Annotated in this window: 23 protein-coding genes; 8 read left to right on the forward strand and 15 right to left on the reverse strand. The window is 75.1% G+C overall.

The annotated features are described in order from the left end of the window. Positions 1 to 195: 195 nt before the first annotated feature. Positions 196 to 1,197, reverse strand: a complete 1,002-nt coding sequence (locus ACWGL3_RS06505) for a DMT family transporter (protein WP_452460983.1) — start codon at positions 1,195 to 1,197, stop codon at positions 196 to 198. 25 nt (positions 1,198 to 1,222) lie between these two features. On the opposite strand from ACWGL3_RS06505, the gene ACWGL3_RS06510 reads away from it, so the two are divergent. Further along, a complete protein-coding gene (locus ACWGL3_RS06510; protein WP_452460984.1) occupies positions 1,223 to 2,638 on the forward strand; it encodes an aminotransferase-like domain-containing protein in 1,416 nt (471 codons plus the stop codon). 116 nt (positions 2,639 to 2,754) lie between these two features. Here ACWGL3_RS06510 and ACWGL3_RS06515 read toward each other — a convergent pair whose 3' ends face one another. Both ACWGL3_RS06515 and ACWGL3_RS06520 read right to left on the reverse strand, forming a co-directional pair. After that, on the reverse strand, positions 2,755 to 3,477 hold the full coding sequence (locus ACWGL3_RS06515) for a DNA alkylation repair protein (protein ID WP_267949810.1): 723 nt from the start codon (positions 3,475 to 3,477) through the stop codon (positions 2,755 to 2,757). Between the two features lie 136 nt (positions 3,478 to 3,613). Then, positions 3,614 to 4,513, reverse strand: a complete 900-nt coding sequence (locus ACWGL3_RS06520; RefSeq protein WP_452460985.1) for a Vgb family protein — start codon at positions 4,511 to 4,513, stop codon at positions 3,614 to 3,616. Positions 4,514 to 4,913: 400 nt separating this feature from the next. Here ACWGL3_RS06520 and ACWGL3_RS06525 point away from each other — a divergent pair, with 400 nt between their 5' ends. Beyond that, positions 4,914 to 5,261, forward strand: coding sequence for a DoxX family protein (locus ACWGL3_RS06525; RefSeq protein WP_267949808.1), 348 nt, complete (start codon positions 4,914 to 4,916; stop codon positions 5,259 to 5,261). Positions 5,262 to 5,310: 49 nt separating this feature from the next. On the opposite strand, the gene ACWGL3_RS06530 is transcribed toward ACWGL3_RS06525, so the two are convergent. The 6 genes from ACWGL3_RS06530 to ACWGL3_RS06555 all read right to left on the reverse strand — a co-directional run bounded on the left by ACWGL3_RS06530 (position 5,311) and on the right by ACWGL3_RS06555 (position 11,806). After that, the gene (locus ACWGL3_RS06530; RefSeq protein ID WP_452460986.1) at positions 5,311 to 6,816 is read right to left on the reverse strand and encodes a sodium:solute symporter; all 1,506 of its coding nucleotides are present in this window, start codon (positions 6,814 to 6,816) and stop codon (positions 5,311 to 5,313) included. 92 nt (positions 6,817 to 6,908) lie between these two features. Further along, the gene (locus ACWGL3_RS06535) at positions 6,909 to 8,087 is read right to left on the reverse strand and encodes an anhydro-N-acetylmuramic acid kinase (protein WP_452460987.1); all 1,179 of its coding nucleotides are present in this window, start codon (positions 8,085 to 8,087) and stop codon (positions 6,909 to 6,911) included. A gap of 212 nt (positions 8,088 to 8,299) precedes the next feature. After that, positions 8,300 to 9,460 (reverse strand): oxygenase MpaB family protein, encoded by a 1,161-nt coding sequence (locus tag ACWGL3_RS06540; protein WP_267949805.1) that lies wholly within the window; start codon positions 9,458 to 9,460, stop codon positions 8,300 to 8,302. Between the two features lie 22 nt (positions 9,461 to 9,482). Continuing rightward, a complete protein-coding gene (locus ACWGL3_RS06545) occupies positions 9,483 to 10,535 on the reverse strand; it encodes a polyprenyl synthetase family protein (RefSeq protein ID WP_267949804.1) in 1,053 nt (350 codons plus the stop codon). Continuing rightward, positions 10,528 to 10,809, reverse strand: coding sequence for a hypothetical protein (locus ACWGL3_RS06550; RefSeq protein ID WP_267949803.1), 282 nt, complete (start codon positions 10,807 to 10,809; stop codon positions 10,528 to 10,530). Before ACWGL3_RS06550 ends, ACWGL3_RS06545 begins: the two co-directional genes overlap by 8 nt. Positions 10,810 to 11,239: 430 nt before the next feature. Then, positions 11,240 to 11,806: a TetR/AcrR family transcriptional regulator gene (locus ACWGL3_RS06555; protein WP_267949802.1), complete on the reverse strand. Its 567-nt coding sequence runs from the start codon at positions 11,804 to 11,806 to the stop codon at positions 11,240 to 11,242. Between the two features lie 90 nt (positions 11,807 to 11,896). Here ACWGL3_RS06555 and ACWGL3_RS06560 point away from each other — a divergent pair, with 90 nt between their 5' ends. Further along, on the forward strand, positions 11,897 to 12,904 hold the full coding sequence (locus ACWGL3_RS06560) for an alpha/beta fold hydrolase (RefSeq protein ID WP_267949801.1): 1,008 nt from the start codon (positions 11,897 to 11,899) through the stop codon (positions 12,902 to 12,904). A 36-nt stretch (positions 12,905 to 12,940) separates the two neighbouring features. Here ACWGL3_RS06560 and ACWGL3_RS06565 read toward each other — a convergent pair whose 3' ends face one another. Both ACWGL3_RS06565 and ACWGL3_RS06570 read right to left on the reverse strand, forming a co-directional pair. Next, positions 12,941 to 13,246, reverse strand: a complete 306-nt coding sequence (locus tag ACWGL3_RS06565; RefSeq protein WP_267949800.1) for an acyltransferase family protein — start codon at positions 13,244 to 13,246, stop codon at positions 12,941 to 12,943. Continuing rightward, positions 13,243 to 13,908 (reverse strand): TetR/AcrR family transcriptional regulator, encoded by a 666-nt coding sequence (locus ACWGL3_RS06570; protein ID WP_452460988.1) that lies wholly within the window; start codon positions 13,906 to 13,908, stop codon positions 13,243 to 13,245. Before ACWGL3_RS06570 ends, ACWGL3_RS06565 begins: the two co-directional genes overlap by 4 nt. A 328-nt stretch (positions 13,909 to 14,236) precedes the next feature. Here ACWGL3_RS06570 and ACWGL3_RS06575 point away from each other — a divergent pair, with 328 nt between their 5' ends. Both ACWGL3_RS06575 and ACWGL3_RS06580 read left to right on the forward strand, forming a co-directional pair. After that, positions 14,237 to 15,664: a hypothetical protein gene (locus ACWGL3_RS06575; RefSeq protein WP_267949798.1), complete on the forward strand. Its 1,428-nt coding sequence runs from the start codon at positions 14,237 to 14,239 to the stop codon at positions 15,662 to 15,664. Further along, positions 15,661 to 16,851: an ARPP-2 domain-containing protein gene (locus tag ACWGL3_RS06580; protein WP_452460989.1), complete on the forward strand. Its 1,191-nt coding sequence runs from the start codon at positions 15,661 to 15,663 to the stop codon at positions 16,849 to 16,851. Before ACWGL3_RS06575 ends, ACWGL3_RS06580 begins: the two co-directional genes overlap by 4 nt. On the opposite strand, the gene ACWGL3_RS06585 is transcribed toward ACWGL3_RS06580, so the two are convergent. Further along, the gene (locus ACWGL3_RS06585; protein ID WP_267949796.1) at positions 16,829 to 17,560 is read right to left on the reverse strand and encodes a TetR/AcrR family transcriptional regulator; all 732 of its coding nucleotides are present in this window, start codon (positions 17,558 to 17,560) and stop codon (positions 16,829 to 16,831) included. The two genes, ACWGL3_RS06580 and ACWGL3_RS06585, sit on opposite strands and share 23 nt — an antisense overlap. Positions 17,561 to 17,637: 77 nt before the next feature. On the opposite strand from ACWGL3_RS06585, the gene ACWGL3_RS06590 reads away from it, so the two are divergent. Beyond that, the gene (locus ACWGL3_RS06590) at positions 17,638 to 19,578 is read left to right on the forward strand and encodes a CPBP family glutamic-type intramembrane protease (protein ID WP_452460990.1); all 1,941 of its coding nucleotides are present in this window, start codon (positions 17,638 to 17,640) and stop codon (positions 19,576 to 19,578) included. A gap of 92 nt (positions 19,579 to 19,670) precedes the next feature. On the opposite strand, the gene ACWGL3_RS06595 is transcribed toward ACWGL3_RS06590, so the two are convergent. From ACWGL3_RS06595 to ACWGL3_RS06605, 3 genes are all read right to left on the reverse strand, one after another. Next, a complete protein-coding gene (locus tag ACWGL3_RS06595) occupies positions 19,671 to 20,186 on the reverse strand; it encodes a SixA phosphatase family protein (RefSeq protein ID WP_452460991.1) in 516 nt (171 codons plus the stop codon). 218 nt (positions 20,187 to 20,404) lie between these two features. Then, positions 20,405 to 21,238, reverse strand: coding sequence for an NUDIX hydrolase (locus tag ACWGL3_RS06600; RefSeq protein ID WP_267949793.1), 834 nt, complete (start codon positions 21,236 to 21,238; stop codon positions 20,405 to 20,407). A gap of 128 nt (positions 21,239 to 21,366) precedes the next feature. Further along, positions 21,367 to 22,440: an alkene reductase gene (locus ACWGL3_RS06605; protein WP_267949792.1), complete on the reverse strand. Its 1,074-nt coding sequence runs from the start codon at positions 22,438 to 22,440 to the stop codon at positions 21,367 to 21,369. Between the two features lie 110 nt (positions 22,441 to 22,550). Here ACWGL3_RS06605 and ACWGL3_RS06610 point away from each other — a divergent pair, with 110 nt between their 5' ends. Next, entirely contained in the window at positions 22,551 to 22,928 is a 378-nt protein-coding gene (locus ACWGL3_RS06610) for a MerR family transcriptional regulator (protein ID WP_267949791.1), read from the forward strand. A gap of 239 nt (positions 22,929 to 23,167) precedes the next feature. Next, positions 23,168 to 23,971: an alpha/beta fold hydrolase gene (locus tag ACWGL3_RS06615; RefSeq protein ID WP_267949790.1), complete on the forward strand. Its 804-nt coding sequence runs from the start codon at positions 23,168 to 23,170 to the stop codon at positions 23,969 to 23,971. Positions 23,972 to 24,394: the final 423 nt, after the last annotated feature.

Here is a 24,394-nt window from a genome sequence, read left to right on the forward strand (position 1 = left end):
GCTCCCCCGACCGGAGTGGAGGCGGAGCCGCGCCCGCGACGGCGCAGGGGGCCTCCCGTCCGGGGGTCACGCCGGAGGGGTTCACCGCCCCCACGGGGAACGCGCCCCGTGCCCGGACCCCGTTCCTCCGTCCGAGCCGGTCCGAACCCCGCCCGGCGAAACCGGGCGGGGCGCGCGTGGAAGGGGTCGTGCCGGCTAGCCACGGGGTCCCGTGCGCCACCGGCCCGTCCGGTCCCCGCCGGTTCCGCCACGGCTCCGCTGCGCCGGGTCGGCCCCCGCCACGGTCCCGGCCCCCTTCCCCGCGGTCGGCCGCAGGCGGGCGCGGACGGCCGTCGCCGCGCAGGCGACCACCGCCACCCCTCCGAGGACCGTGGGCCAGGTGAGCTGTTCGTGCAGGAGCAGGGCGGCCCAGCCGATGGTCATGACCGGCTGGACGAGTTGGACCTGGCTGACCTGCGCCATCGGGCCGATCGCCAGTCCCCGGTACCAGGCGAAGAAGCCGAGGAACATGCTCACCACCGCCAGGTAGGCGAAGGCCGCCCACTCGGCGGGGGAGCCGCTCGGCGGCCGGTCGGCCACCGCCACCCCCGTGAGGACGGCCATCAGGGGGAAGGACAGGACGAGGGCCCAGGAGACGGTCTGCCACGCGCCGAGTTCGCGCGCCAGGAGCCCGCCCTCCGCGTAGCCGACCGCGGCCGATGCCACGGCGCCGAACAGCAGGAGGTCGGACAGGTACGGTCCGCCGGGCCCGCCGCCCTGCAGCGAGGCGAACACGACGGCGGCCACCGCGCCGACGGCCGCCGTGGTCCAGAAGCGGGCCGGGGGCCTCTCGCGCCCGCGGAGCGCCGCCGTCACCGCCGTCGCCGCGGGCAGGAGGGCGATCACGACGGCACTGTGGCCCGCCGAGGCGGAGGTGAGGGCGAAGGAGGTGAGCACCGGGAAACCGACGACCACGCCTCCGGCGACGACGGCCAGGCGGCCCCACTGACTGCCGCGCGGCAGGCTCTGCCCCGTGAACGCCAGGGCGGCGGCCGCCAGGAGCGCGGCGACGACCGCACGGCCGGAGCCGGTGAACAGCGGTGACATCCCGCCGCCCTCGACGGCCACGCGCGTGAAGGGGACGGTCAGGGAGAACGCCGTGACCCCGAGCAGGCCCCACAGCAACCCGGCCCGGGAGGATAGCGCTGGTCGCGTCATCTGAGTAGCGCTACTGTTGTTCTTCATGAACAACGATAGCAGTTCGCGTATCGTCGCAGGGCTCCGCGCGTGGATCGCCACGGCCCCGCCGGGGGCGAGGCTGCCGTCCACGCGGGCCCTGGTGGCGCAGTACGGGGCGAGCCCGGTCACGGTGCAGAAGGCGCTGCGGACACTGGTCTCCCAGGGTGCCGTGGAGAGCCGCCCCGGGGTGGGGACCTTCGTCCGCGCGGCCCGGGCCGCGCGTCCGCACGACTACGGGTGGCAGACCGCCGCGCTCGGCCCGACGGACCGGCTCGCGCCCCGGTCGGCCGCCGCGCTGCGCACCGCCCCCGACGGCGCCGTCGCCCTGCACTCGGGCTACCCCGACCGCGAACTCCTCCCCGAGCGCCTGGTGCGCGGAGCGTTCACACGGGCCGCACGCGGCGCGTCGGCCGTCGCGCGGCCTCCGGCCGCCGGCCTCCCGGACCTCCGGGCGTGGTTCGCGACCGAGTTGGGGGCGGACTCCCCCGCCGGGGTCGCGCCGCCCGCCCCCGGCGACGCCGTCGTCCTGCCGGGGAGCCAGAGCGGGCTCAGCACCGCCTTCCGCGCCCTGGTCGGCGCGGGCCGCCCGCTGCTGGTGGAGTCGCCCACCTACTGGGGGGCGCTCCTGGCCGCCGCGCAGGCGGGAGCACGGGTCGTGCCGGTGCCCAGCGGCGCCGGGGGACCGGACCCGGACTCCCTGGCCCGCGCGTTCGAGCGCACCGGGGCGAGCGCCTTCTACGCCCAGCCGAACTTCGCCAACCCCACCGGGGCGCGCTGGTCCCCGGACCTGGCCGACCGGGTGCTGGACACCGTGCGCCGCTTCGGCGCGTTCCTGATCGAGGACGACTGGGCGCACGACTTCGGGATCGAGGACGGGCCGGCGCCCGTGGCCGCGCGCGACGACGGCGGGCACGTGGTGTACCTGCGCTCGCTGACCAAGAGCGTGTCCCCGGCCGTGCGCGTCGCCGGGGTGGTCGCCCGCGGCCCCGCCCGGGAGCGGATCCTCGCCGACGCCCGGGCGGGGTCCCTGTACGTCAGCGGCGTGCTGCAGGCCGTCGCGCTCGACGTCGTCACCCAGCCCGCCTGGCGCACCCACCTGCGGGGGCTGCGCCACCAGCTGGCCGCCCGGCGCGACCTCCTCGCCGGCGCCCTGCGCGAGCACGTCCCCGCCGCGCACCTGGAGACGCTGCCCCGGGGCGGGCTGAACCTCTGGGCCCGGCTCCCCGACAGCACCGACCTGCCGCGGCTCGTCGCGGACTGCGAGGACCTCGGGGTCGTGGTCGCCCCGGGCGACGAGTGGTTCCCCGCCGAACCCACCGGCCCCCACCTGCGGCTCAACTACGCCGGACCGGACCCCGGGTCCTTCCCCGACGGGGTGCGCGCGCTCGGCCGGGCGCTCGCGCGCCAGGAGCCGCGCTGATCCCGCGCCGAGGGCGCGGGGCCCACGCCTTCGGCCGCGCCCGCGGTCCCCGGTGACGCTCGCCGGTCCGGCCGGGGTTCTGCCGACCGCCGCGCCCGGGGCCGCGGCCCCGCCTGTCAGGCCCGCAGCCCCCGGTAGTGGGCGCGCCGGTCCGGCGGGAGCTTCTCGACCGCCGCGCGGAGCAGCGGCCGCGGCGCACCGGCCGCGTGGGCGTCCAGGAAGCCCAGGAGGCGGTCGCGGTCCACGTCACCGGCCGCACGCAGCATCCACCCGACCGCCTTCTGCACCAGCTCGTGGTCGTCGTGGACGAGGATCCCGGAGAGCGCGAAGGTGTCGTCCAGGTCCCGGTGGCGGATGAAGTGCGCGGTCGCCACGATCGCGGTCCGCCGCTCCCACGGGTTGTCCGAACGTGCCAGGTCGTACAGCACGTCGCGCGGGCGGCCGTTCAGGTGGCGGCCGAGGACGTGGTGCGCGGCCAGGTCGACCAGGTCCCAGTTGTCGACCCGGTCGTGGCGCCGCAGGTACAGCTCCGCCAGGGCCCCGATCTGCTCGGGGGTGGCGCCGCGGTGCCGGGCCTTCTTCTCCATGATGCTCATCGCCCCGGCGCGGGCCTCGTGGACGGGGCTCTCCATGAGCACCTCGATCTGGTCGAGGTCCATGGCCGTGAACTCCTTCGCGAGGGAGAACACGGTGCCCATGCGCACGCCCACGAAGTAGTCGTTCGGGTCCTGGTCGTCGGCGTCGAAGCGGAAGTAGCGCTGGTACTTGCGGAGTTCCCCGTCGTCGCGGTGCTCGTCCAGCCGCTTCAGGAACGCCGCCGCGGTCGGTTCGGAAGCCATGGGCGACAAGATAGCCGACGCCGTGCGCCCGGTCACGGGTCGGTCCTCCGTCCCGGACGGACCGGGTCCGTTACGGCGAGTCGCCGGTGCGGGAACGGACCGCCGCCCCGGATCCGGGGGCTCCCCGCGCCCGGCCTCAAGGGGCCAGGCGGGCGAGGCTCCCGTTCTCCAGGGCGGCCCACACCGCGCCGTCCGCGGTGACCGCGATCCCGTGGGGTTCGCTGCGGGGGGTCGGCAGGTCGACCAGGTCGATCTCCCCCTCGGCGGTGACGTGCCCGATCCGGTTCGCGCCCCACTCCGTGAACCAGCACCCCCCGGCGGGGTCGGCGGTGATCGCGTGGGGCCGCGAGTCGCGCCGGGGCAGGGGGAACTCCCGGACGTCGCCGTCCGGCGTGAGGCGTCCGACCTGTCCGGCTCCGATCTCCACGAACCACAGGGCCCCGTCGGCGCCCGCGGTGATGCCCACGGGCGCCGCGCCGCGGGTGGGGAGGGCGTGGACGGTGACGTGCCCGCCGACGGTGATCCGGCCGACCGCGTCGGCCTGGTTGAGGGTGAAGTACAGGGCCCCGTCCGGCCCCGCGGTGACGAACGACGGGAAGCCGCCCCGGGTCGGCAGGGAGAACCCGGTGATCTCCCCGTCCGGGGTGATGCGCCCGATGCGGTCGGTGTTCATCTCGGTGAACCACAGCGCCCCGTCGGGTCCCGCCGCGATGCCGAAGGGGCGTGCGCCGGGGACGGGCAGCGCGAAGGACCCCGCCTCGCCCTCCGCTGTGATGCGGCCGATCCTGTCGTCCTGGGTGCGGGTGAACCAGAGCGCGCCGTCGGGGCCCGGGGTGATGAGCGAGGGGCCGCAGGTCGCGGAGTCCAGCGGGTACAGGGTCGCCGCGCCGTCCGGCGTCAGGCGGGCGATCTGCCCGTGGTGGACGAGTGTGGCCCAGAGGGAGCCGTCGTCCGCTCCGGTGACGCCGTAGGGGCCGGCGCCCGGCGCTGCCAGCGGGCGCTCACTGAGGGTGTGGACGTGTGCGTGGTGGGTCATGTGGGGCCTCCTGTCCGGCGGACCATCGTGGTCGCGGGGCGGGGCGCGCGCAACCGCTTTTCCGCGCGCGTGCGCGCCGCGGGCCCTGGCCGCCGGTGCCGGCTCACCCGAGCGCCTTTTGCGCGCGCGTGCGCGCGCCGCAAGCGCGCGGTGGGCCGCCCCCGGTGACGCCGGGCGGGCGTGCGGCGGCCGTCGGCCCCTGGGCGCGGCAGGGCCCGTGTCACGTTGGGGAGCCGGCGCCCGTCAGAAGGGACGAGACACACCGGAGCGACACTTCCCGGAGGTGGAAGGACATGACCCCTCGAACGACCCGTTCCGACACGGGCGCTACCACGGACGCGCGGGATCGCGGCCCCCGGCCCCCGGCCGCCACGGCACCGGCGGCGGGCAGGAGGCCGTCATGACCGCCGCCTACATCGCGGTGACCGTGCTCACCGCCGCCGCGAACGGCTTCTTCGCCGTGGCGGACCTCCTCCGCGCCCGGTTCGTCCTCGCCAACTCGGCCGCCGTGGGGGTGCCCGAGTCCTGGCTGACCGCGCTGGGTCTGCTCAAGGGGGCCGGGGCCCTGGGCCTGCTCCTCGGGCTGGCCGGGGTTCCGCTCGTGGGGACGGCGGCCGCGCTCGGCCTGGTCCTGTTCTTCGTCGGCGCGGTGGCCGTGCACCTGAGGGCGCCGGACCTGTCCCTCCTCGTGCCCCTCGGATTCCTCGGAGCGGCGGCCGGCGCCCTGTTCCTGTCCCTCGCCGTGTGAGGGCGACGGGCCGCGTGCGTCCCCGGGTCCCGGGCCCCGCCGGGCGGGGTCAGGGGCTCTCCCCGTCCGGCGTCCGCTCCGGCTCCGCTTCCGGAGCCGGAGCGGGGGCGCTCCCGCGGTGGCGCAGCGACAGCAGGTAGCCCAGACCGAGCACGATGGCCGTGCCGATCGCCGTGTACCACGTGAACCCGACCAGGCCCGGCGCGAAGAGGAAGAGGCAGGCCATCGTCGCGACGGCCGCCGCGAAGGCGACGGCGGCGTCGGCCTGGCGGGCCCGGTGGACCCACAGGCCAAGGAAGAACGCGCCCAGGAGGCCGCCGTAGGTGATGCTGGCCACGGACAGGCCCAGTTCGACGACGGGGGTGTCCGTCCCGGTGAACATCGCCCCCGCGCCGACGAACACCAGCCCCCACCCGAGGGTGAACAGGCGCCCGAGCCGCAGCCCCTGGACGTCGGTGAGGGGGCGGCGGGCGAACCGCTCGTAGAGGTCGGCCATGGTGGAGGACGACAGCGCCGACAGGGACGAGGACAGGGTGCTCATCGCGGCCGCCATGATGCCGGCGAGCAGGAGCCCCGACAGGCCCGTGGGCAGCCCCTCGACGATGAACACCGGGAACAGCTCGTCGGAGTTGGCGAGGCCGAGCCGCTCGGTCGAGGCGCCCTCGAAGTAGGAGTACAGGGCCAGGCCGACCGTGAGGAACAGGGCGAACTGGAGGAAGACCACGACCGCGCTGCCGATCACCGCCTTCTGCGCGTCGCGGAGGCTGCGGCAGCCCAGCAGCCGCTGCACGATGATCTGGTCCGCGCCGTGCGAGGCGGTGGAGAGCAGGGCCCCTCCCAGTACCGCGGTGACCGTGGCGTACGGCGAGGAGACCGGGTTCGACGTGAAGTCGAGGAACCGGGTCTTGCCCTCCTCCGCGGCGACCGCGAGGAAGTTCACGTCGAGGCTCTCGACGATGACGACGAGGGCGACGACGCCTCCGAGCACGTACAGCGCCATCTGGAGGACGTCCACCCACACCACCGCCCTGATGCCGCCGATGAGGGTGTAGAGGACGGTGACCCCGCCGAGCAGGGCGATGATCGTGAAGTAGGGCAGTTCGATCCCGTAGGAGTCCAGGACGATCTTCATGGGGATGGCGGCGGCGAACATCCGCACACCGTCCGCGAGGAGCCGGGTGAACAGGAACGTCACCGAGGCCGTGCTCTGCAGGCCCCGGCCGAAGCGCAGGCCGAGGTAGGCGTAGGCCGTGGTCATCTCGCCCTGGTAGTACCGGGGCAGCAGCACGAACGCGACGACGACGCGCCCGATGAGGTAGCCGACCGCCACCTGGAGGAAGGTCACGTCCCCCAGGTAGGCCACGCCGGGGAGGCTGATGACGGTCAGGGCGCTGGTCTCGGTGGCCACGACGGACAGGCAGACCGCCCACCAGGGCAGGTTGCGGCCGCCGATGAAGTAGTCGCGTGTGTTGCGCTGGCGGCCGGACAGCCTCAGGCCGAGCCATGCCGAGCACAGCAGGTACACCACGATGACCGCGAGATCGACGGCGTGCACGGGGCGGCTCCGGGAGGTGGGGGGCGGGTGCGGGCGGGGCGGGCGGGTCACGGCGCCGGGGTCGGTGCGGCATGTGCGGGGCGGGGGCGGGCTCAGGGCGCCGGCGCGTCGACCCTCAGGCGCGCGGGTGCGACGGCCGCCGGTTCGGGCAGCCGGAGCGGTCCGGCCCCCGGGGTGAGGCGGCCGGCGAGCGACGGGCGGCGCGCGCCCGTGCAGCCGGGGAGGGACCCGGCGATCCCGTGCCAGGTGAGGAAGCCGATCAGCGCGAACAGGTAGGCCTCCTTGGCGTCGCTGTCCAGCCCGAGGGCGTCGAACGGCCGGAGCCGCGCCGGTGCGAGCCGGGCGGCGATCCGGTCCATCAGCACCGGGTTGCGCGTGCCGCCGCCGGACGCGAACACGTCGGCGGTCCCGTAGGGCCGCAGCGCGTCCGCGACGGTGACGGCGGTGAGCTCGGCCAGGGTGGCCAGCAGGTCGGCGGCCTCCGGTGTTCCCGAGCGCCGCAGCGCCGCGTCGAGGTGGCCGGGGCCGAACAGCTCCGGACCGGTGGACTTGGGCGGGGCCAGCCCGTAGTACGGCTCGGCGAGCAGGAGTTCGAGCAGGGCGGGGTCGGGGCGGCCGGCCCCGGCCAGGGCGCCGTCGGCGTCGAGGTCGGCGCGCCCGCCGGTCACCCGGCGCACCGCGGCGTCCATCAGGGCGTTGCCCGGACCGGTGTCGAAGGCCACGGGCGGGGTCCCGTCCCGGACGACGGTGACGTTGGCGATGCCGCCGAGGTTCAGTGCGGCCGCGGGTTCGGCGCGCCCGCCGAGGAGGAGGACGTCCAGCAGTGCGGCCAGCGGCGCGCCCTGGCCCCCGGCCGCCACGTCGGCCGTGCGCAGGTCCGACACGACCGGCAGGCCGGTGGCCCCGGCGATCCACGCGGGCTGGCCGAGTTGGAGGGTCCCGTGCACCGAGGCCCCCTCGGCCCAGTGGAAGAGGGTCTGGCCGTGCGAGGCCACCAGGTCCGCGCGTCCTCCGGCGAGCTCGTCCGCGCCCAGGCGCGCGGCCTCGGCGAACGCCTGCCCGATGCGGGTGTCGAGCCGGCACACGGCCTGCATGGTGGTCGCCGCGGGCGGGAGGGCGTCGCGGAGCTCCTTGCGCAGGTCGGCCGGGTAGGGGACGATGCGGTGGCCCAGCGGCGCCAGGCGGACCAGGTCCGCGTCCAGTTCCAGGCGTGCGGCGGCGACGTCGATCCCGTCGGCCGAGGTTCCGGAGGACAGCCCGAGGACGATCACGGGGCCTCCGCTCCGGGGACGGCGGTGCCCCGGCGGCGCCTCCCGGGCTCCGCCCGGCGCGTTCGGACACGTCCGGCTACCATCCGCACCTCCGGTCGCTGTCTGCCCACCAGGCTTATACCGTGTGTGACGCCCGCGTCAATCCCCCTTGTCCGTCCTGTGGAAGCGGCCGGGGGCAGCCGACCGCGTCGCGCGACCGGGACGCCCGGCGCTCAGGTGGGGGTGGGCGGCGGCGGGGTCCAGGGGTGGACCCGGGGGGCGGTGGAGGTGACCCCGTACTCGCCCTTGAGGCGCTCGGGTATCGCGTACTGCATGATCCGGCCGCGGGTGAGGGAGCTGAGCTCCAGGTGGGTGGTGAGGTGGCCGAGGCGGTCCAGGGCCCACGCGCCCAGGGGTGAGCGGTCCTCGATGCGCTCGAGGATCCCGAGCAGGGCGGGCGAGGCCTTGACGGCCGTGTCCCAGCCGGTGCGCGGGACCTGGAGCCAGTCGGCGCAGGTGTCGCCCATGAGGTAGCGGATGAGGGCGGCGACGACCGGGTCCAGGACGGTCCCCGGGACGACCTCCTCGTAGAGCTCGATGAGCCTGCGGGTCAGCAGGGCCCCCTCCTCGGAGGGGCCCATGTGCCGGGTCATGTAGAGGTCGGAGAACCGGCGGCCGGCCGCCGCGTCGGCCGGGGCGTGTTCGGGGCTGATGCCGAGCATCGCGCCGACGACGCGCCAGGCGTAGAAGTAGGACTCCGCGCCGTCGGTGGACATGTGGATGCCCAGCCGGTGGAGCGCGTCCAGGACCTGGATGGAGAACATCATCTGGCCGCCGATCATGTCCTCCTGGCAGATCGGCGTGCCGAGGGCCGCCTCGTCCCAGCGCCCCTCGCGGCGCATGTGGTGGCGGATCGAGGCGTGCAGCAGGCGCACCTTCTGCGCGGCGGGGACGAACCGGCTCCCCGCCTCGAACGCGTCGGGCTGCATGAGGTAGACGGTGAACTGCCCCGTCTCCGCCATCCTCCGGGAGGGGTACTCCAGGGCATGGGTCGCGCTGAGCAGCCTGGCCACGTGCGGCACGACGTAGCAGGCGGGCATCGAGGCGAAGGCCAGGGCGGTCGAGATGTGCACGTTGTTGTCGATGAAGAACAGCCGGGCCTTCTCCATCTCGCCCCAGTCGACCCAGTCCGGCGGTGCGGCGGTGGTGTGCAGGTACTCGCGGGCGACGTCGGGGAGCCCGTCGGGGAGCTCCTGGCCGACCGTGGTGAAGTAGCGCATGAGGGTGTTGAACTTGCCGACCTCGCCGCGCTCGAAGAGCGCGGCCACCGTCGCGTCCGCGAGTTCGTCCCCCATGAGCCGCATCGCGTCCATGGTTTCGTGGGTGTAGGGCATGGGGGCCTTGCCTTTCGACGGTTCAGGACTGGCGGGCCGCGGCCGAGGCGACCATCAGGGACAGGGCCTCGGCGGCCCCGTGCGGGAGGTCCGCGCGGGCGAGGGCGTCGTTCGCGGCCCGCACGCGCAGGGTGATCATCTCCTCGATCCGCTCGGGGGCCCCGGTGCGCAGCATGATCGTCCGCACCCTCTCCAGGCCCTCGCCGTCCAGGCCGCGGCGGCCGAGCAGGCCGCGCAGCTCCCGGCGCTCGGCCGCGGTGGAGGCCGACCAGGTCTCGGCGAGCAGGACGGTCGGCCGGTTGCCCCGGACGTCGTCGAGGTTCGACTTGCCCGTGCGCTCCGGGTCGCCGAACAGCCCGAGCAGGTCGTCGCGCAGCTGGAACGCCTCGCCCAGGGGGAGGCCGTAGGAGGTGAAGGCCTCCATCAGCGTCCCCGGCGCGCCGGCCAGGGCGCCGCCGATGTGCAGCGGGTGCTCGACCGTGTACTTGGCCGTCTTGTACCGGATCACCTGGAGCGAGCGGGCCGTGTCGGGCGGGGCCCCCGTGCGCAGGACCTCCAGGCACTCCCCGGCGATCAGCTCCCGGGCCATGACCGCCCACAGGTCGCGGGCACGGGACAGGTAGGCGGAGGGCAGGCCGCAGGAGAGGAACATCTGCGCCGCCCAGCCGATCAGCAGGTCCCCGGTCAGCATGGCGAGGGCGCGGCCGCCCGCCTGGGGGCGCGCCCGGCCGCCGAGGGCGGCCCCCAGTGCGGCGTGGGCGCTCGGCACGCCGTGCCGCGTCGGGCTCTCGTCGATCAGGTCGTCGTGGACGACGGCCGCGGCGTGCAGCAGCTCCATCGCGGCGGCGGCGCGGACGAGCGCGTCGCTGTCCGGCTGGCCGGCCGCGCGCCACCCCCAGTAGCAGAACGCGGCGCGCAGGCGCTTGCCGCCGGCCACCGCCACGGACAACTGCTCGGCCACCGGCAGCAGGTCGGCGTCGACGGCGGCGAACCGGTCCGCCTCCTCCCGCACGAACTCCCGGAGCACCGCGTCCACCCTGGTCCGGAGCAGTGCCTGCTCCGGGGTCTCAGGCATCGCCCTGTCCGGTGCGGGAGGCGACCCGCCGTGCGAGCACCTCCATGTGGCACTCGGGCGTCCGCCCGTACCTTCGCAGGGCGAGCCGTCCCCGCTCCCGCAGGTCGTCCCGGCCGTCCCGGGCGAGGTCGGCCAGGTCGGACCGGCCCAGCAGCGATTTCGCCTGCCGCAGGGCCGCGCCCATGCGGTCGAGCGCGAGGTCGGCCACCCCTGCCGCGACGAGCAGCGGCTCGCCCACGTCCCGGGTCTCCCCGCCGTCACCGGTGCGCGCCACGGTGCTCCCCCATCTCCAGACGACACGAAAGGGACGAGGGACCGCAATGGAGAACGTACCGGAAATCCAGGGAAAGAGGAGTCCGGACGGACGGATATCAAATGCGCTTCCCTTGTCGAGCGATCATCTTCCGCCATCGTCGACTTTGTCAACACAATGGTGTTTCCGGACCGAGTACAAGGCGACCGAAACAAGAAGAGAGACCCTGATCAGTCGGGATGGCCTGGAATCCAACAAACACACCCGGAACCCGGCACCGCCCCACCGGCCCCCTTGATGCCATTGACGGAGCCCGCGTCGCTTTTATGCGAAATAAGATAAATGTGAATTACGGGGATCATCGCTGTCCGGCGGAGAAACCCCGTGGGCCGCCCGGCGCGTCACACGGGAAGCGGTGCGACCGGCTCCGGCCCGGGAGCGCCCCCACCGCTCACGACAGGACCCTGTCCAGTTCGGCCCGCAGGGCCTCCTCGGCCTCCGACGCGGAGAGGCCGCCGATCAGCACGCGCATGGACAGGCCGTCGGCGGTGGCGATCAGCGAGCGGGCCGCCGCGCGGGGGTCGGCGAGGCCGGGGGCGATCCCGGCGAGCAGCCGGGCCGCCTCGGCCTCCGCCCCGTCCTTGGCCCCGGCCAGGACTCGGGCCAGCTCCGGGTGGTGGAAACCGGCGGCGACGTACTGGTGGAACACCGAGACCCCGACCCGGTCCGTCTCCGCCCGGGGAACGGCATGGCCGACCAGCCGCCACAGCGCCTCGCGGTCGTCGGCGCCGCGGGTGGCCTCGGCGTGGAGTCGCGCGGCCTCCGAGAGCATCTCCTCCAGGCCGGCCCGCAGGAGCTCGTCCTTGCTCGGGAACCAGTACTGGATCCGCCCGACCGACGCCCCGGCGGCCGAGGCCACGTTGCGGATGGACACCGCGCCCATGCCGCCCTCCGCCATCACCCGCCACACCGCCCGGAGGATGGCGGTCCTTCGTTCGTCCGGCCCGGAGCTGTCCATGCCGCCATCATAACCAAGGACAATACGAACGTATTGCCGGGGTGTACACTCGGAGCACGGTCCAATACGACTGTATTTCCGGGGGTTCCCATGAGTGACAGGCCCGAGCGCCGGACCCGGCGCCGCCGCGTGCTGCAGGTCCTGGCGGCACTGGTGGTGGCGTGGCTGGTGGTGGACAAGGCCGCCTCCGTCGCGGCGCCCGAACCGAAGGTGGGCCACTGGCTCAGCCGCGAGGGGTTCGAGTCCTACCGGGCCGCCTACGACGACGTGATGGCGGCCCTGCCCGTGCCGACCCGCACCCACGACGTCGCCACCGGGTACGGCGCCGTGCGGGTGTACGAGTGGGCCGCCCCGGGGGACGGGGCGGAGGGCGGGCTGCCGGTGGTGCTCCTGCCGGGGACCCGCTCCGGCGCACCGATGTGGGGCGAGAACCTCACCCACTGGATCGGCCGGCGCACCGTCTACGCCATGGACGCGGTCGGCGACGCGGGCATGTCGACCCAGTCGGTGCCCTTCTCCTCCTTCGACGAGCAGGCCGCGTGGGTGGAGCAGACCCTCGCGGGACTCGGCCTCGAACGGGCGCACGTGGTCGGGCACTCCTTCGGCGGGGCGATCGCGGCCACCCACGCGCTCGCCCACCCCGGCCGCGTGGCCTCCCTGACCCTGCTCGAACCGGTGATGGTGCTGCACGGGCTGCCCGCCTCGACCTACCTGTGGTCGGTCCTGCTCTTCCTGCCGGGGCCGCAGTCGTGGAAGGACCGCGCGCTGGCGGGGATCGGGGGCGTCTCGGTCGAGGAGGTCCGCGAGCGCACGCCGATGTCGGTGATGATCGACGAGGGGTCGCGGCACTACTCCGCCGTCTCCCTGACGCCCCGGACGCTCACCGACGGGGAGTGGCGGTCGCTGTCCGTGCCGGTGCGGGTCGACCTGGCCGCCGACAAGTCCCTGGCGGGCGGCCGGGAGGCCGCGGACCGCGCCCGGGCCCTGGGCCTGGAACCGGTCACCGTCTGGCCGGACACCACCCACTCCCTCCCCATGCAGGCCGCCGAACGGCTCGGCACGGAGCTGGAGGGGCACTGGGCCGCCCACGACCGGTGATGAGGGCGTGGCCGCGGCCCCCGGCGGCAGGGGCGGTCAGAGCACCTTCCGGGCGCCCGCGGTCCCCTTGCGGTCGTGGGATCCGGGGACGAAGAGCCCCGAGACGAGGAAGAAGGTCCCCATGAAGAACGCCTGGTTGAGCAGGAGCAGGACGTCCAGGAGCGTTCCCGACGGGTCGGCCGCCGTCTCCACGTAGTACCAGCGCGGGATGTTGCTGTAGGCGATGGCGGCGTGGTGGAGCACCACGAGCAGTGTCAGCGCGGTGCGCAGGTTGTCGACGTAGAGGAGCCGCGGACGGGCGGTGGGCGGCACGGCGGCCGCCCTGTCCATGGGCCGGGTCACCGGTTCGCCCCTTCTCCGGGGTGCCCGGCGCGGGTGGCGTGCTCGAACAGGTCGGCCAGCTCCTCGGCGTGCGCTTCCAGGTCGTGCTCCGGGCGTTTCACCCAGTAGCCGAACATGCCGTCGATCGCGGACTGCACGGTGACGCCCATGACGCGGGGGTCGAACGCGCGGAACTCCCCGGCCTCCTGGCCGCGGCGGAATATCGCCTCCCGCCCCTCGTAGACCTGTTCGTCGAAGGGGGCGTCGTAGCGCCGCTCGCCCTCGGAGCCGCGGAGGTTCCTGAGGACCTCCCCGAGGGCGAGCAGTTGGGCGCGGTGGTCCCGCATGTACTCGGCGACCGAGCGGATGCTCGCCCGCAGCGCGCCGGTCGCCGTGGGCTCCTCCTCGGTCCGCGGCAGGACGAACCGGGCGATGTCGAGGTAGACCTCCTCGACGATCTGCTCCATCAGCTCGGTCTTCCCGGCGAAGTGGTAGGAGATCACGCTCTTGCTGATGCCGGCGCGTTCGGCGACGCGCGCCAGCGAGGTGTTGGCGTAGCCCAGCTCCGAGAGGCTCTCGACGGCGCTCTCGACGATCTGTGCGCGGCGGGCCTCCTCGATGAAGGACGCCCTTTTCTGAACGACCGGCCTGTTTTTCGGCTGAATCGCCTGAAAGTAGCACAAGCGGCCTATGGTGATGGTGCTGAAGTTTCGTGAGGGAAAGAAGTTGTCCGCGATGACGGCCCGGTGGGGCGGCGGACCGGTCCGGGCACAGAGGGGCCGGGTGGCGCACCCGGCGGGGTTCCGCGCCTGCGGCCCGGCCCGGGCCCCGAGGGAAGGCCCGCGCCGCCGCGAAACCCGGTACCGGCGGGGGCGGGGGGTTTGCTACCGTCGGCGCGGGCGGGCCGTGGGACTTGACCGCGACTTCCGAGAACTGCCTTTCAAGCACCCTTCACGCCGATCGCGCCGCCGCTCCCCGGCCCGTCCTCCCCCCTGCCGCGCCGGAGACCCCATGACCGACACCTACGCCGACCTGCTCGCCTGCGAGGACCTGCTGCTGTTCGCGAGCGCGGCGATCTCCTCGACGGGGCAGCGCGAGTTCCACTCGGGCGCGGCGGAGCAGCGGCTGTCCCTGGAGTTCCTGCACGAGTACGTCCACGGGACCCACCCGGACCTGTACGCGCTGGCGCTGGCGCTGCACGTCAACGATCACAACGCCGCCGCCATCGTCCACCGGCTGCTGTCGAACCCGCGCACCGGCGCGTCCGCCGGGGAGCGGGCGCGGGAGAACGCCCTGATCCGGCGCCGCCTCGCGGAGATGCCGCCCCAGCGCGTGTACCGCCTGTTCGCCCGCCTGGCCCGGGAGCGGGTCAACAACCGGCGCACCCGGGCCACGATGCGCGCGTGGATCGCCGCACGCCCGAACCTGGACCTGGACGCGGTCAAGTACCGGCCGGGGCTGCGCGCTGCGGCCCGGCACGCCCGTGTCGCCCTGCCCGAGGAGGTGGGCGTGTTCCTGTTCTCCCCGCCCGGGGAGCGCAGGCGGCACCGCTACGGCTCCCCGCTGCTGCGGGCGCACGGGAGGGCCCACTACTCGGCGTCGGACCTGTACGACCTGCCGTACACGGTGGCCGAGGGGTTCGCGGCCCGCCACCGGGTGCCCCGGGGCGTGTTCCTGGAGGGCGTGCGCGAGCGCGCCACCCGTGCGGAGCGGCTGCGGCTGGCGGGGACCGCGCGGCGCCACGGCGTCGGCGCGGGACCGGACCCGGCCGCCGCCCCGCTGCTGCGCCTGTGCGTGTACGTGCTCTCCCTGCCGACGGCCGAGCGCCGCGACCGCCGCGCGGAACTGGAGGGCGCGCTGGCCGCGTCGGCGCTCCGCGCCGCCGGTCCGGCGGCGGGGACGTGGCCCCGCACGGCCGCGGTGCTGGACGACAGCTACTCCTCGATCGGTTCCCCGGTGCGGCGCCACCACCCGCTGGCGGCGGCCCTGGCCTGCCACCACCTGATCCGGGCCCTGGCCCCGGACAGCACCTCCCACTGGGTGTCGGGGCACACCGACCCCCTGACGGTGCGCCCGGCGGGACCCACCCACCTGGCGGAGCGGATCCTGGACGCGCTCGACACGGGCCCCGCGCGGGTGGTCGTGGTGTCCGACGGGCACGACAGCACCCCGCCGCTGCTCGCCGACACCCTCACACTGTGGCGGCGGTACGTGGACCCGGACCGCGCCACCGCGATGGTGCACCTCAACCCGGTGTTCGACGCCGACGGGCTGGGGATGCGGCCGCTCTCCCCCGCCGTGCCCACGATCGGTCTGCGCGATCCGCGTACGCTGCCGTCCCTGGTGGAGCTGGCACGGTTCGGCGAGGGCCGCCTCGGCCTGTCCGACCTGCGCGAACACCTGCGTGCCACCGCCGACGCCTATCTGGAGGCCCCGTGAGCGAGAGGTTCCCGGGGCTGGCCCTGGGCGAGGGCGTGCGCACCGGCCCGGCCCAGCAGTGGGGGAACGTCCGGCTGGTCCCGCTGCTCCGGTCCGCGCCGGTCCCGCGGCTGCGGCTGCACCCCCTGGTGGCCGGCGACCTGGTGGACGACCCCGCCTCCCAGGACGACGGGACGTGCTGCCTCGTCCCCCACGCGTACGTGCTGACCTGGGAGGGCGACACCGCGCCCAGCGCCTCCTACGGGACCCAGATCCTCCCGCCCCGCTCCCCGGCCCCGCGCCGCGCGCACCTGGACCTGCGGTCGCGGAAGGCGCGCACGGCCGTCCGCGGCAGGGCCCGGTTCCTGCCGCTGGACCTGGCGGTGGACGGGCTGCTGTCCCTGCACGCGGGCGGCCCCTCCGTCGCCTGGGCGGAGTGGTCCCGCGCCACCGTCCACCGCGGCCTGTCCTCCCCCGCGCTGACCACGTACCTGGGCGGGGAGATCGAGGGCCTGGCCGAGGCGCTGCGGGTCTTCGAGATCCATCCGGACCAGTGCGGCGTCGTGGTCCACCTGGCCGACGTCCTGGCGTCGGCGCACCTGTACCCGCACCCGGAGGACTACCGGGCCCTGCACGCCGGCCTGCTCATGGACATGTTCGGGGAGAGCCTGTACATGTACGGGCTGCTGGCGGGCGAGGCCCGGCCGCTGTACACACCGATCCGGGAACGCGGCGTCCGCACCCTGGCGGACCTGCGCGAGCGGGTGGAGCGGAGCCGGAGCGACACGCTGCGCGCCCACGACGACCTGATGCTGTCCTCGCTGACGGGCGGCCTGCACACGTCGGGCGGCTCGCGTGACTTCGGCGGCGCCGGCGCGCCGGACCCCCGGGAGCGCCCGTTCACGGTGAGGTGGCTCGTCCCGGCCTTCGCCCACGGGGGCGTCGACCATGTCGGGGAGGTCGTCGCGGACCGGCACGGCCGCGTCGCCTACCTCAAGTCGCTCCGGCTCTCCCCCGCCCAGAGCCGCCGCGGCCGACTGCTCCGGGTGCTCGGGGAGGCCGGCTGGGAGCTGGACCGGGCGGCCCTCTCGCTGGGTACCACGCGCTCGGGCCTGGTCGACCGGTTGGAACGGGCGCGCCTGTCCCACCTGCTCTCCCCCGGCCTGCTGGCGGAGCACCGCGCGGCTACCCGGCGGCGCGCTCCCTGATCCCCTGCGCGACGCCGTCCAGGAGCCAGGCGAGCCCCGCCTCGAACACCTCCTCGGTACCGGGGGCGCCGGTGAGGCGCTCGATCGCCGGGTAGCGGCCGGGCTCCGCGTGCGCCTCCAGGAAGGCGTCCTGCACCGTGTCCCACGTGCGTCCGTCGGGGGTGGTCCACCGCGCGGCCCGGTCGGCCTCGACCGCCTTCGCGACGTGGCCGCGGGTGTAGCCGTCGACGGCCTCGACGACCGTGAGCGCCTCGTGGCCGGTCAGGCCGGTGCCGTCGAAGACGCGGAGCGCGGAGTCGGTCCAGGCGAAGGCGTGGGGGCCGACGGGCTGCGCGGCGCCCATCAGCCGGACGAGCCAGGGGTGTTCGCGGTACGCGCGCAGGTTCTCGCGCGCCCACGCCTCGACGCGCTCCCGCCAGTCCCCCGGGCGGGTGTGCGGCAGCGGCGCCTCGCCGATCATCGTGTCCACCATGAGGGCGATCAGGGCCGACTTGTCGGGGACGTAGGTGTACAGGGTGGCCGCTCCCACGCCGAGCCTGGCCGCGAGACCGCGCATGGACAGGGCGTCGACGCCCTCCTGCTCCGCGATCTCCAGGGCGGCTCCGACGAGGGCGTCGACGGTGAGGTGGTGCCGGGGCCCGCGCCGGGGCCGCGACGGCCCGTCCCACAGCAGTCCGAGGGTGGTCGTGGGGTCGTCGGCGGTCGCCACCGTTGTCTCCTCCCGAGAACTCCGTACACTGTTCGATGAGTCGAACAGTGTACGGAGTTTATCTCGGGGAGGCCCCCATGCCCGAACAGACACCCCCGCCGGAGCGGGGAGCCCGGCCCGGGCAGGAGCCCCCCGCCGAGGGAGTTGCGGCCCCCGCCCCGTCGGCGCCCCCGCCGCGGGCGGCGCCCCTGCTGAGGACGGCTGCCGTCGCGGCGGCCGCGACCGGGATCGGGGCCCTCGCCGCCGCCTCCACCGTCCTGTTCCCGGGCCCGGACGCCTCGGCGGAGGCGCCGCTCACCCTGGCCGTGCGCGCCGTCTTCACCGTGGCCGGGACCGTGCCCCTGGTGTGGGCCGCCGCCCGCTTCCTGGACCGCCGCCCCCTGGCCGCGTTCGGCCTGGGCCGGTACCCGAAGGGTTGGGCCATGCCCCTGGCCGCCCTGCTGGCGACGCTGCTCGCCACCGCGCTGTTCCTGGTGGCCGCGGTGGCGGTGGGCGCGGCCTCCGTCGACCCCGGTGCCGCGGCCGGCGCCGCCCCGGCCCTGGCCGTCGTGCTCCCGCTGCTCGTGCTGGCACAGCTGCTGCCCGAGGAACTGGTGTTCCGCGGCTACGCGCAGGGGGTCCTGGGCGAGCGGTTCTCCCCCTGGGCGGCCCTCCTGCTCCAGGCCGCGCTGTTCGCCGTGTCGGCCGTGCTGGTCGCCGGCACGTACGCGAACGCGGTCCACCTGTTCCTCCTGGGGGTGTTCACCGGCGTCCTGCGCATGACCACCGGCGAGGTGTGGACGGTGCTCGCGACACGCACGGCCCTGGCCGCCGGAGGCCTCGTGTACACCGCGCTCGACCTGCGCCTGCTCCAGGCGGTCGGGCTGTGGGAGGTGCTGCTGGTGTTCGGGCCCGCGCTGGCCGCCGTCTGGGCCGTGACCTCGCTCCGGAGCCGGCGCCCCGACCTCGCCGCGGCCACCCCGGACGCCCTGCCCGGGCCCCGCCGCGAGCTCGGGCAGAAGGGCGTCCTGTACGACGTCGGTTCCAGTTACCTGCCGGGGCAGCACTCGCGCCCCCGGTGGCGTCCCGACGTGGTGGACGAGGAGATGCGGGTGATCCGCGAGGACCTGCACTGCACGGCGGTGACCGTCTTCGGGGAGGACCTGGGGCGGCTGGAGGAGGCCGCCCGCCTCGCCCTGGCCCGCGGGCTGTACGTGTGGGTCCAGCCCCGGTTGGTCGACGGCGGCCGGGAGGAGGCCGTCGCCCGCCTCGCGCGGACGGCGGAGTTCTCCGAGCGGCTGCGCGAGAAGCACCCGGAGCGGGTCGGCGTCAACGTGGGCTGCGAGCTCAGCATGTTCGTGCGGGGCATCGTCCCCGGCCGCGACTTCGACGCGCGCACCAGGTCGCTCGGCCTGCTGTCCCCGCTGTTCCCGCTGTTCAACCACCGCCTCAACCGCCTCCTGGGCGAGCTGGCGACCACCGCCCGGGCCCGGTTCGGCGGACCGCTCACCTACGGCTCGGGAACCTGGGAGAGCGTGGACTGGACCCCGTTCGACGTCATCGGGGTGGACTACTACCTGGACCTCTTGACCCGCGCCACCTACCGGCAGGGGCTGCGGCGGCTGCGGGCGACGGGCAAACCGGTCCTGGTCACCGAGTTCGGCTGCTGCTCCTACGAGGCGGCGCGGTACCAGGGCGGGTCGGGCGGCGACATCATGGACTGGGACGACCTGGACGACCGCCGGGTCACGGGCGGCCACGTCCGGGACGAACGCGTCCAGGCCGAGGTCATCGGCGAACTGCTGGACGTGTACGAGACCGAGGACGTGATGGGCGCGTTCGTGTGCATGTTCGTCGAGGGGGACTGCCGCTACTCCCCCGACCCCGCCCGCGACCTGGACATGGCGAGCTTCGGGATCGTGCGCCCACCGCCGCTGGAGTCGGGACTGTCCCCCGACGACGGCCACTGGGAGCCGAAGGAGGCCTTCCGCACCCTCGCCGCCCGCTACGCCGCGACGGTCCCGGCCGAGGGCTCCTGAGCCTCCCCGCCCCGGTCCGGACGGGCTCACGAGCGGCCTCGGGGACGGCCGGGGCGGCGGCCGAGCGCGCCGGCCCCCGGCGGGCCGGGCCGTCAGGCGTGCGGGGCCCAGAAGCCGGACAGCCTCGCGGCTCCGTGCTCCACGCCCTTCCAGCTCCCGGTGAAGCTCAGCACCACGATCGCGGACGTCGGGAACCCGGAGCGGTTCATCCGGGGGAGCAGGTCGCCCTCGGCCTCACCGGCGAGCGCGTCGGCGAGGGCGTGCACGCCCGGGTTGTGGCCGACGACCAGCAGGTGCGCGACCTCGTCGTCGACCTCGTTGAGCAGGGCGACCAGCTCGCCCGCCGACGCCTCGTAGAGCCGGTCCTCGTAGACGGTCCTGGGGCGCTGCGCGAGTTCGGCGGCGGCGAGCTTCCAGGTCTCCCGGCAGCGCGCGGCCGTCGAGCACAGGACGAGGTCGGTCAGGAGTCCCGAGCCGGCCAGCCACCTCCCTGCGGCCGGGGCGTCCTTCCTCCCCCGTTCCGCGAGCGGGCGTTCGTGGTCCTCCCCGTCGTTCCACTCGGCCTTGCCGTGGCGGAGGAGCGTGATGGTGCGTGTGGTTTCACTCATACCCCGATGCTGTCACGGTGCGTAGTCGCGTGACGGGTGTCCGGGGAAACGGCTCCGGGTCCCCGTTCCCGCACCGGCACACCTTGCACGAGATCGTGCACGTGACGGACGGTGACGGCGGGCACCTCATCGGCCTGGCTGGCGGCGATGTCCGTTCCCCCTCCCGCCCCGGGGTCCTCACCGCCGGTCAGGCGCACCACGGGTCGGGGTGCCGGGGCTCAGGCCCCTGTCCCCCCGGAGGGGCGGAGCGTGGACTGGGCCCACTGCACCAGCACCGCGCAGGTCTGGACGAGCTCGGTGCGCAGCTCCTCGTCGGTCGCGGCGGCGCGCGCCTCGCACAGCTCCTCGAAGGCCAGGTCCCACCAGGTCGGTGCGGCACCGGCGCGGTCGACCCGGGCCCTGGCCCGCCCGGCCTGTTCCCCGTGCTCGGGCCCCGTGCCCGGGGACAGGCGCTGGACCCCGAACAGGGTCTGCTGGCGCCTCCGCTCCTCGGCGACGCCCTCCAGGAGCAGGGCGAGGGAGCCCGCCACCCCGGCGTCCCCCAGCACGGCCTCCTCCGCCCCGCCGGGTCGGCGCGCGGGGAAGGGGGTGCGGGTCCGGTGCTGGGAGAACCGTTCGCCGGTCAGGGCGTGGGCGAGGGCCTGCGCGCAGTAGCCGACCGTCCCCTCGGGAAGCCGGTGGGCGGGGAACCAGGCGACCTCCGTGTGCTTGTGGGGTTCGCGGTTGACGACAGCGCCGTCCCACCGCCTGCACACGAAGAAGAAGTGGACCCACTCCGCGCCCTCCTGGCTGTGGACGACGTGGGCGAACTCCAGGTCCGGGGGGTCGACCCGGACGCCGAGCTCCTCGTCGCACTCGCGCACCGCCGCGGACACGACGTCCTCGCCCGGGTCGACCTTGCCGGCCGCGCCGGCGTGCCACAGGCCGGGGGCGTAGGCCGCGTCGGGGGACCGCCGCGCCAGCAGGACCTTTCCGCCGCGCAGGAGGAGCACGTGGGCGCTCAGGGAGGGGGCGGCGGGGCCCGAGTTCTTCTCGAACACACGTTTGACCATGGGGCCATCCTGCCGTGGGGGCGGCCCCTGCGGGCGCCCTTTCCGGACATCGGCGCGGTGGGCCCCGCCCCCGCCCGCCGCAGGGCGTCGCGGCGGCCGGGGCGGCGGGCGCCGCCCCGGCGCCCGGATCACGCGCTGTACCGGTAGGCCGGGTAGGTGAGGTACCCCTGGTCGCCGCCCTGGTAGTAGACGGCCTCGTCGACCGGCTCGACGGGCAGTCCGGCACGGAGGCGCTCGACCAGGTCGGGGTTGGAGATGAAGGCGCGGCCGAAGCTGATCAGGTCGGCTCCCAGTCCGAGCCAGCGGTCGGCCGCGGCCCGGTCGACCTGCTCGGGTCCCATGGGCACGGACGGGTTCATGATCAGGGTCGAGGGCCAGGCACGGCGCAGGTCCAGCAGGAGCTCGTCGGGGGCGGTGGCCTCCAGGTGGACGTAGGCCACGCCGAGCCGGGCCAGCTCCCGCAGCAGAGCGGCGTAGAGCTCGGGCACGTCGGTCTCGGAGGCCCCCCAGAAGGCCGAGCCCGGCGAGAGCCGGACACCGGTCCGGTCCGCGCCCACGGCGTCGGCGGTCGCGGCCGCCGCCTCGACGGCGAACCGGATCCGGTTGGCCACCGACCCCCCGTAGACATCCGTGCGCAGGTTGGCCTCCGAGGAGAGGAACTGCGAGATGAGGTAGCCGTTGGCCCCGTGCAGCTCCACCCCGTCGAACCCGGCCCGCACGGCGCGCCGGGCCGCCTCCGCGTAGGAGTGCGCCTGCGGGGCCACCTCCTCCGTCTCCAGCGCGCGCGGCACCGGCGCCGGCTGCGGACCGGCCGGGGTGAACACGTCGCCCACGGCGGCGACGGCCGAGGGGCCCACCGGCCGCGTTCCGGTGGTGTCGGGGTGCGAGACCCGGCCGCCGTGCATGATCTGGGCGAAGATCCGCCCGCCGTTGGCGTGGACCGCGTCGGTCACCGGCCTCCAGGAGGCCGCGGCCTCCTCGGTGTGGAGACCCGGCGTGCCGGGATTGGACCGGCCGACCGCGTTGGGGTGCGCCCCCTCGCCGATGATGAGGCCGGCGGTGGCCCGCTGGGCGTAGTACGCGGCCATGGAGGGGGTCGCCGTCCCGTCGGCGGCGGCGCGCACGCGGCTCATCGGGGCCATCACCACCCGGTTGGGCAGGGTCAGGCCGCCGAGCCGGTACGGCTGGAGAAGTGCGGTCACGGGAGGACTCCTTCGCGTTCTGTGGAGCGGGGTGGGTACGGTGGCTACGCTAAAACCTGACATCTATGTGAGGGGCAAGTGCTGTGTCACAGGTCACGACAAGGGGAGCCATGAGGATCGGGGAGCTCGCGGCACGGAGCGGTGTGAGCATCCGGCTGCTGCGCTACTACGAGGAGCAGGGGCTGCTCAGGAGCACGCGCAGCGCCGCCGGGCAGCGGCACTACACCGACGACGCCGTCGAGCGCGTGGCGTTCATCCGCAGGCTGCTGGCCGCCGGGGTCTCCAGCCGGGTGATCGCCGAGGTGCTGCCCTGCGCCGAGACGCCCGGCGAGGAGACCTTCGACAGCGCGATGCGGCGCATGGAGCTGGAGCGCGCCCGGATCACCGGGGAGATCGGCGACCTGGTGCGCAGACGGGAGGCGCTCGACGCACTGGTGGCCGAGGCGCACGAGTACCGGAGGCGGCTCGTCGCGAGCGGCCCGGTCTGAACCGTCGGCCCCCCTCGGCGCCCCGGCCGCGCCGGCCGCGCCGACCGGGGCGCCGGTGCGCGCAGCGCCCCGGCCGCACCGGCTCCGGAACGCGGCAGCGGCCCGGAACCGCCCTGTAGCGTGGAGAGCCGGCGGCGGCGACCGCCGCCCCGGCCGCCGCGCCGGGCCCCGGCCGGACCGACCAGGCCCTCCACCGCCACCGGGACCGCACGCCCCCGACCCGAGGAACCGGACGCCCCATGATCGCCCAGACCCCCGTCGCCCTGAACGGGCGCGCCTTCAGCTACCTCGACTTCGGCGGGGGCGGCGTCCCGCTGATCGCCCTGCACGGGACGTTCGGCCGCGCCGCCTCCTTCGCCGGCCTCGCGCCGTACCTGGCCCCGGACTTCCGGGTCATCGCCCTCGACCAGCGCGGCCACGGGCTCTCCGAGCACGGCGGCGACCTCGGCCGCGACGCCTTCGTCGGGGACGCGGCCGCGTTCCTGGAACACCTCGGCGCCGGCCCGGCGATCGTCCTCGGCCACTCCCTCGGCGGGGTGACCGCCTACCAGCTGGCGGCACGCCGCCCCGAGCTGGTGCGCGCCCTGGTGGTGGAGGACATCGGGGCCGTCACGGACGCCTCCGAGGTCGAGAACCCGGTGTTCGACACCACCTCGTGGCCGACGGCCTTTCCGGACCGGGAGGCGCTGGCGGAGTTCCTCACCCGTCAGGGCGTGCCCGCGCTCGGGTACTTCACGGACAGCGCCTACGAGCACGACGGGACCTGGCGCCTGCGGTTCGACCACCGGGACATGCTGGCGGCCCAGCAAGGCAACACCGGGGACTTCTGGGCCGACTGGCTGGGCTCGGACTGTCCCGCCCTGCTCCTCCGCGGCGGCCTGAGCCCGCTGCTGTCGGCCCGGCAGGCCGGTGAGATGGCCGAGCGCCGGCCCGGTACCCGGCTGCGGGTGCTGCCGGGATGCGGGCACTGGGTGCACCGCGACGACCCGTCGGGCTACGCCCTGGCCGTGCGGGACTTCCTGCGCACGGTCCCCGCCGCCTGACCCCCGGATCCGTCCGGTCCCGGTCGCCGGAGCCGGCGGCGGGGCCACGGCGGCGGGGCCGCGCGCCTCGCACCAGTCCCCCGGCCGCGGTCCGCTCGCGCCCGTCCGCCACCCCTCCGTCTCCTCCGTCCAGGCCGGTACGGGGACGCCGGTGCGCACCCCGCCGCCCTCGGAGCGAAGGAGCGGGGCGGGCCGGGCCGCCGGGTGGACTCCGGGTCCGGGGCGTGCCCCGGGCGCGTTCGCAAAGGAGTGGGCGCGCGCGTCCCCGTTCCCTGAGCGCCGCCTCTATTGGACGTCCGGACCCTACCTATTGAGACCTGCACTGACAACTTCTGCTTGACGATCGACATAAGACCGACGTACGGTTCGAGGCAGCCAGGTGAGGCAGATCACAAACCCGGGTGATGTGGTGTCTCCGGACCG

The sequence above is a fragment of the Nocardiopsis sp. NPDC055824 genome (genome assembly GCF_053616335.1).

Bases quoted from the DNA above. Each gene is read 5' to 3' on its own strand.
- ACWGL3_RS06505 (WP_452460983.1), bottom strand. From the start codon at position 1,197: ATGACGCGACCAGCGCTATCCTCCCGGGCCGGGTTGCTGTGGGGCCTG.
- ACWGL3_RS06510 (WP_452460984.1), top strand. From the start codon at position 1,223: ATGAACAACGATAGCAGTTCGCGTATCGTCGCAGGGCTCCGCGCGTGG.
- ACWGL3_RS06515 (WP_267949810.1), bottom strand. From the start codon at position 3,477: ATGGCTTCCGAACCGACCGCGGCGGCGTTCCTGAAGCGGCTGGACGAG.
- ACWGL3_RS06520 (WP_452460985.1), bottom strand. From the start codon at position 4,513: ATGACCCACCACGCACACGTCCACACCCTCAGTGAGCGCCCGCTGGCA.
- ACWGL3_RS06525 (WP_267949808.1), top strand. From the start codon at position 4,914: ATGACCGCCGCCTACATCGCGGTGACCGTGCTCACCGCCGCCGCGAAC.
- ACWGL3_RS06540 (WP_267949805.1), bottom strand. From the start codon at position 9,460: ATGCCCTACACCCACGAAACCATGGACGCGATGCGGCTCATGGGGGAC.
- ACWGL3_RS06545 (WP_267949804.1), bottom strand. From the start codon at position 10,535: ATGCCTGAGACCCCGGAGCAGGCACTGCTCCGGACCAGGGTGGACGCG.
- ACWGL3_RS06555 (WP_267949802.1), bottom strand. From the start codon at position 11,806: ATGGACAGCTCCGGGCCGGACGAACGAAGGACCGCCATCCTCCGGGCG.
- ACWGL3_RS06560 (WP_267949801.1), top strand. From the start codon at position 11,897: ATGAGTGACAGGCCCGAGCGCCGGACCCGGCGCCGCCGCGTGCTGCAG.
- ACWGL3_RS06575 (WP_267949798.1), top strand. From the start codon at position 14,237: ATGACCGACACCTACGCCGACCTGCTCGCCTGCGAGGACCTGCTGCTG.
- ACWGL3_RS06590 (WP_452460990.1), top strand. From the start codon at position 17,638: ATGCCCGAACAGACACCCCCGCCGGAGCGGGGAGCCCGGCCCGGGCAG.
- ACWGL3_RS06595 (WP_452460991.1), bottom strand. From the start codon at position 20,186: ATGAGTGAAACCACACGCACCATCACGCTCCTCCGCCACGGCAAGGCC.
- ACWGL3_RS06600 (WP_267949793.1), bottom strand. From the start codon at position 21,238: ATGGTCAAACGTGTGTTCGAGAAGAACTCGGGCCCCGCCGCCCCCTCC.
- ACWGL3_RS06610 (WP_267949791.1), top strand. From the start codon at position 22,551: ATGAGGATCGGGGAGCTCGCGGCACGGAGCGGTGTGAGCATCCGGCTG.
- ACWGL3_RS06615 (WP_267949790.1), top strand. From the start codon at position 23,168: ATGATCGCCCAGACCCCCGTCGCCCTGAACGGGCGCGCCTTCAGCTAC.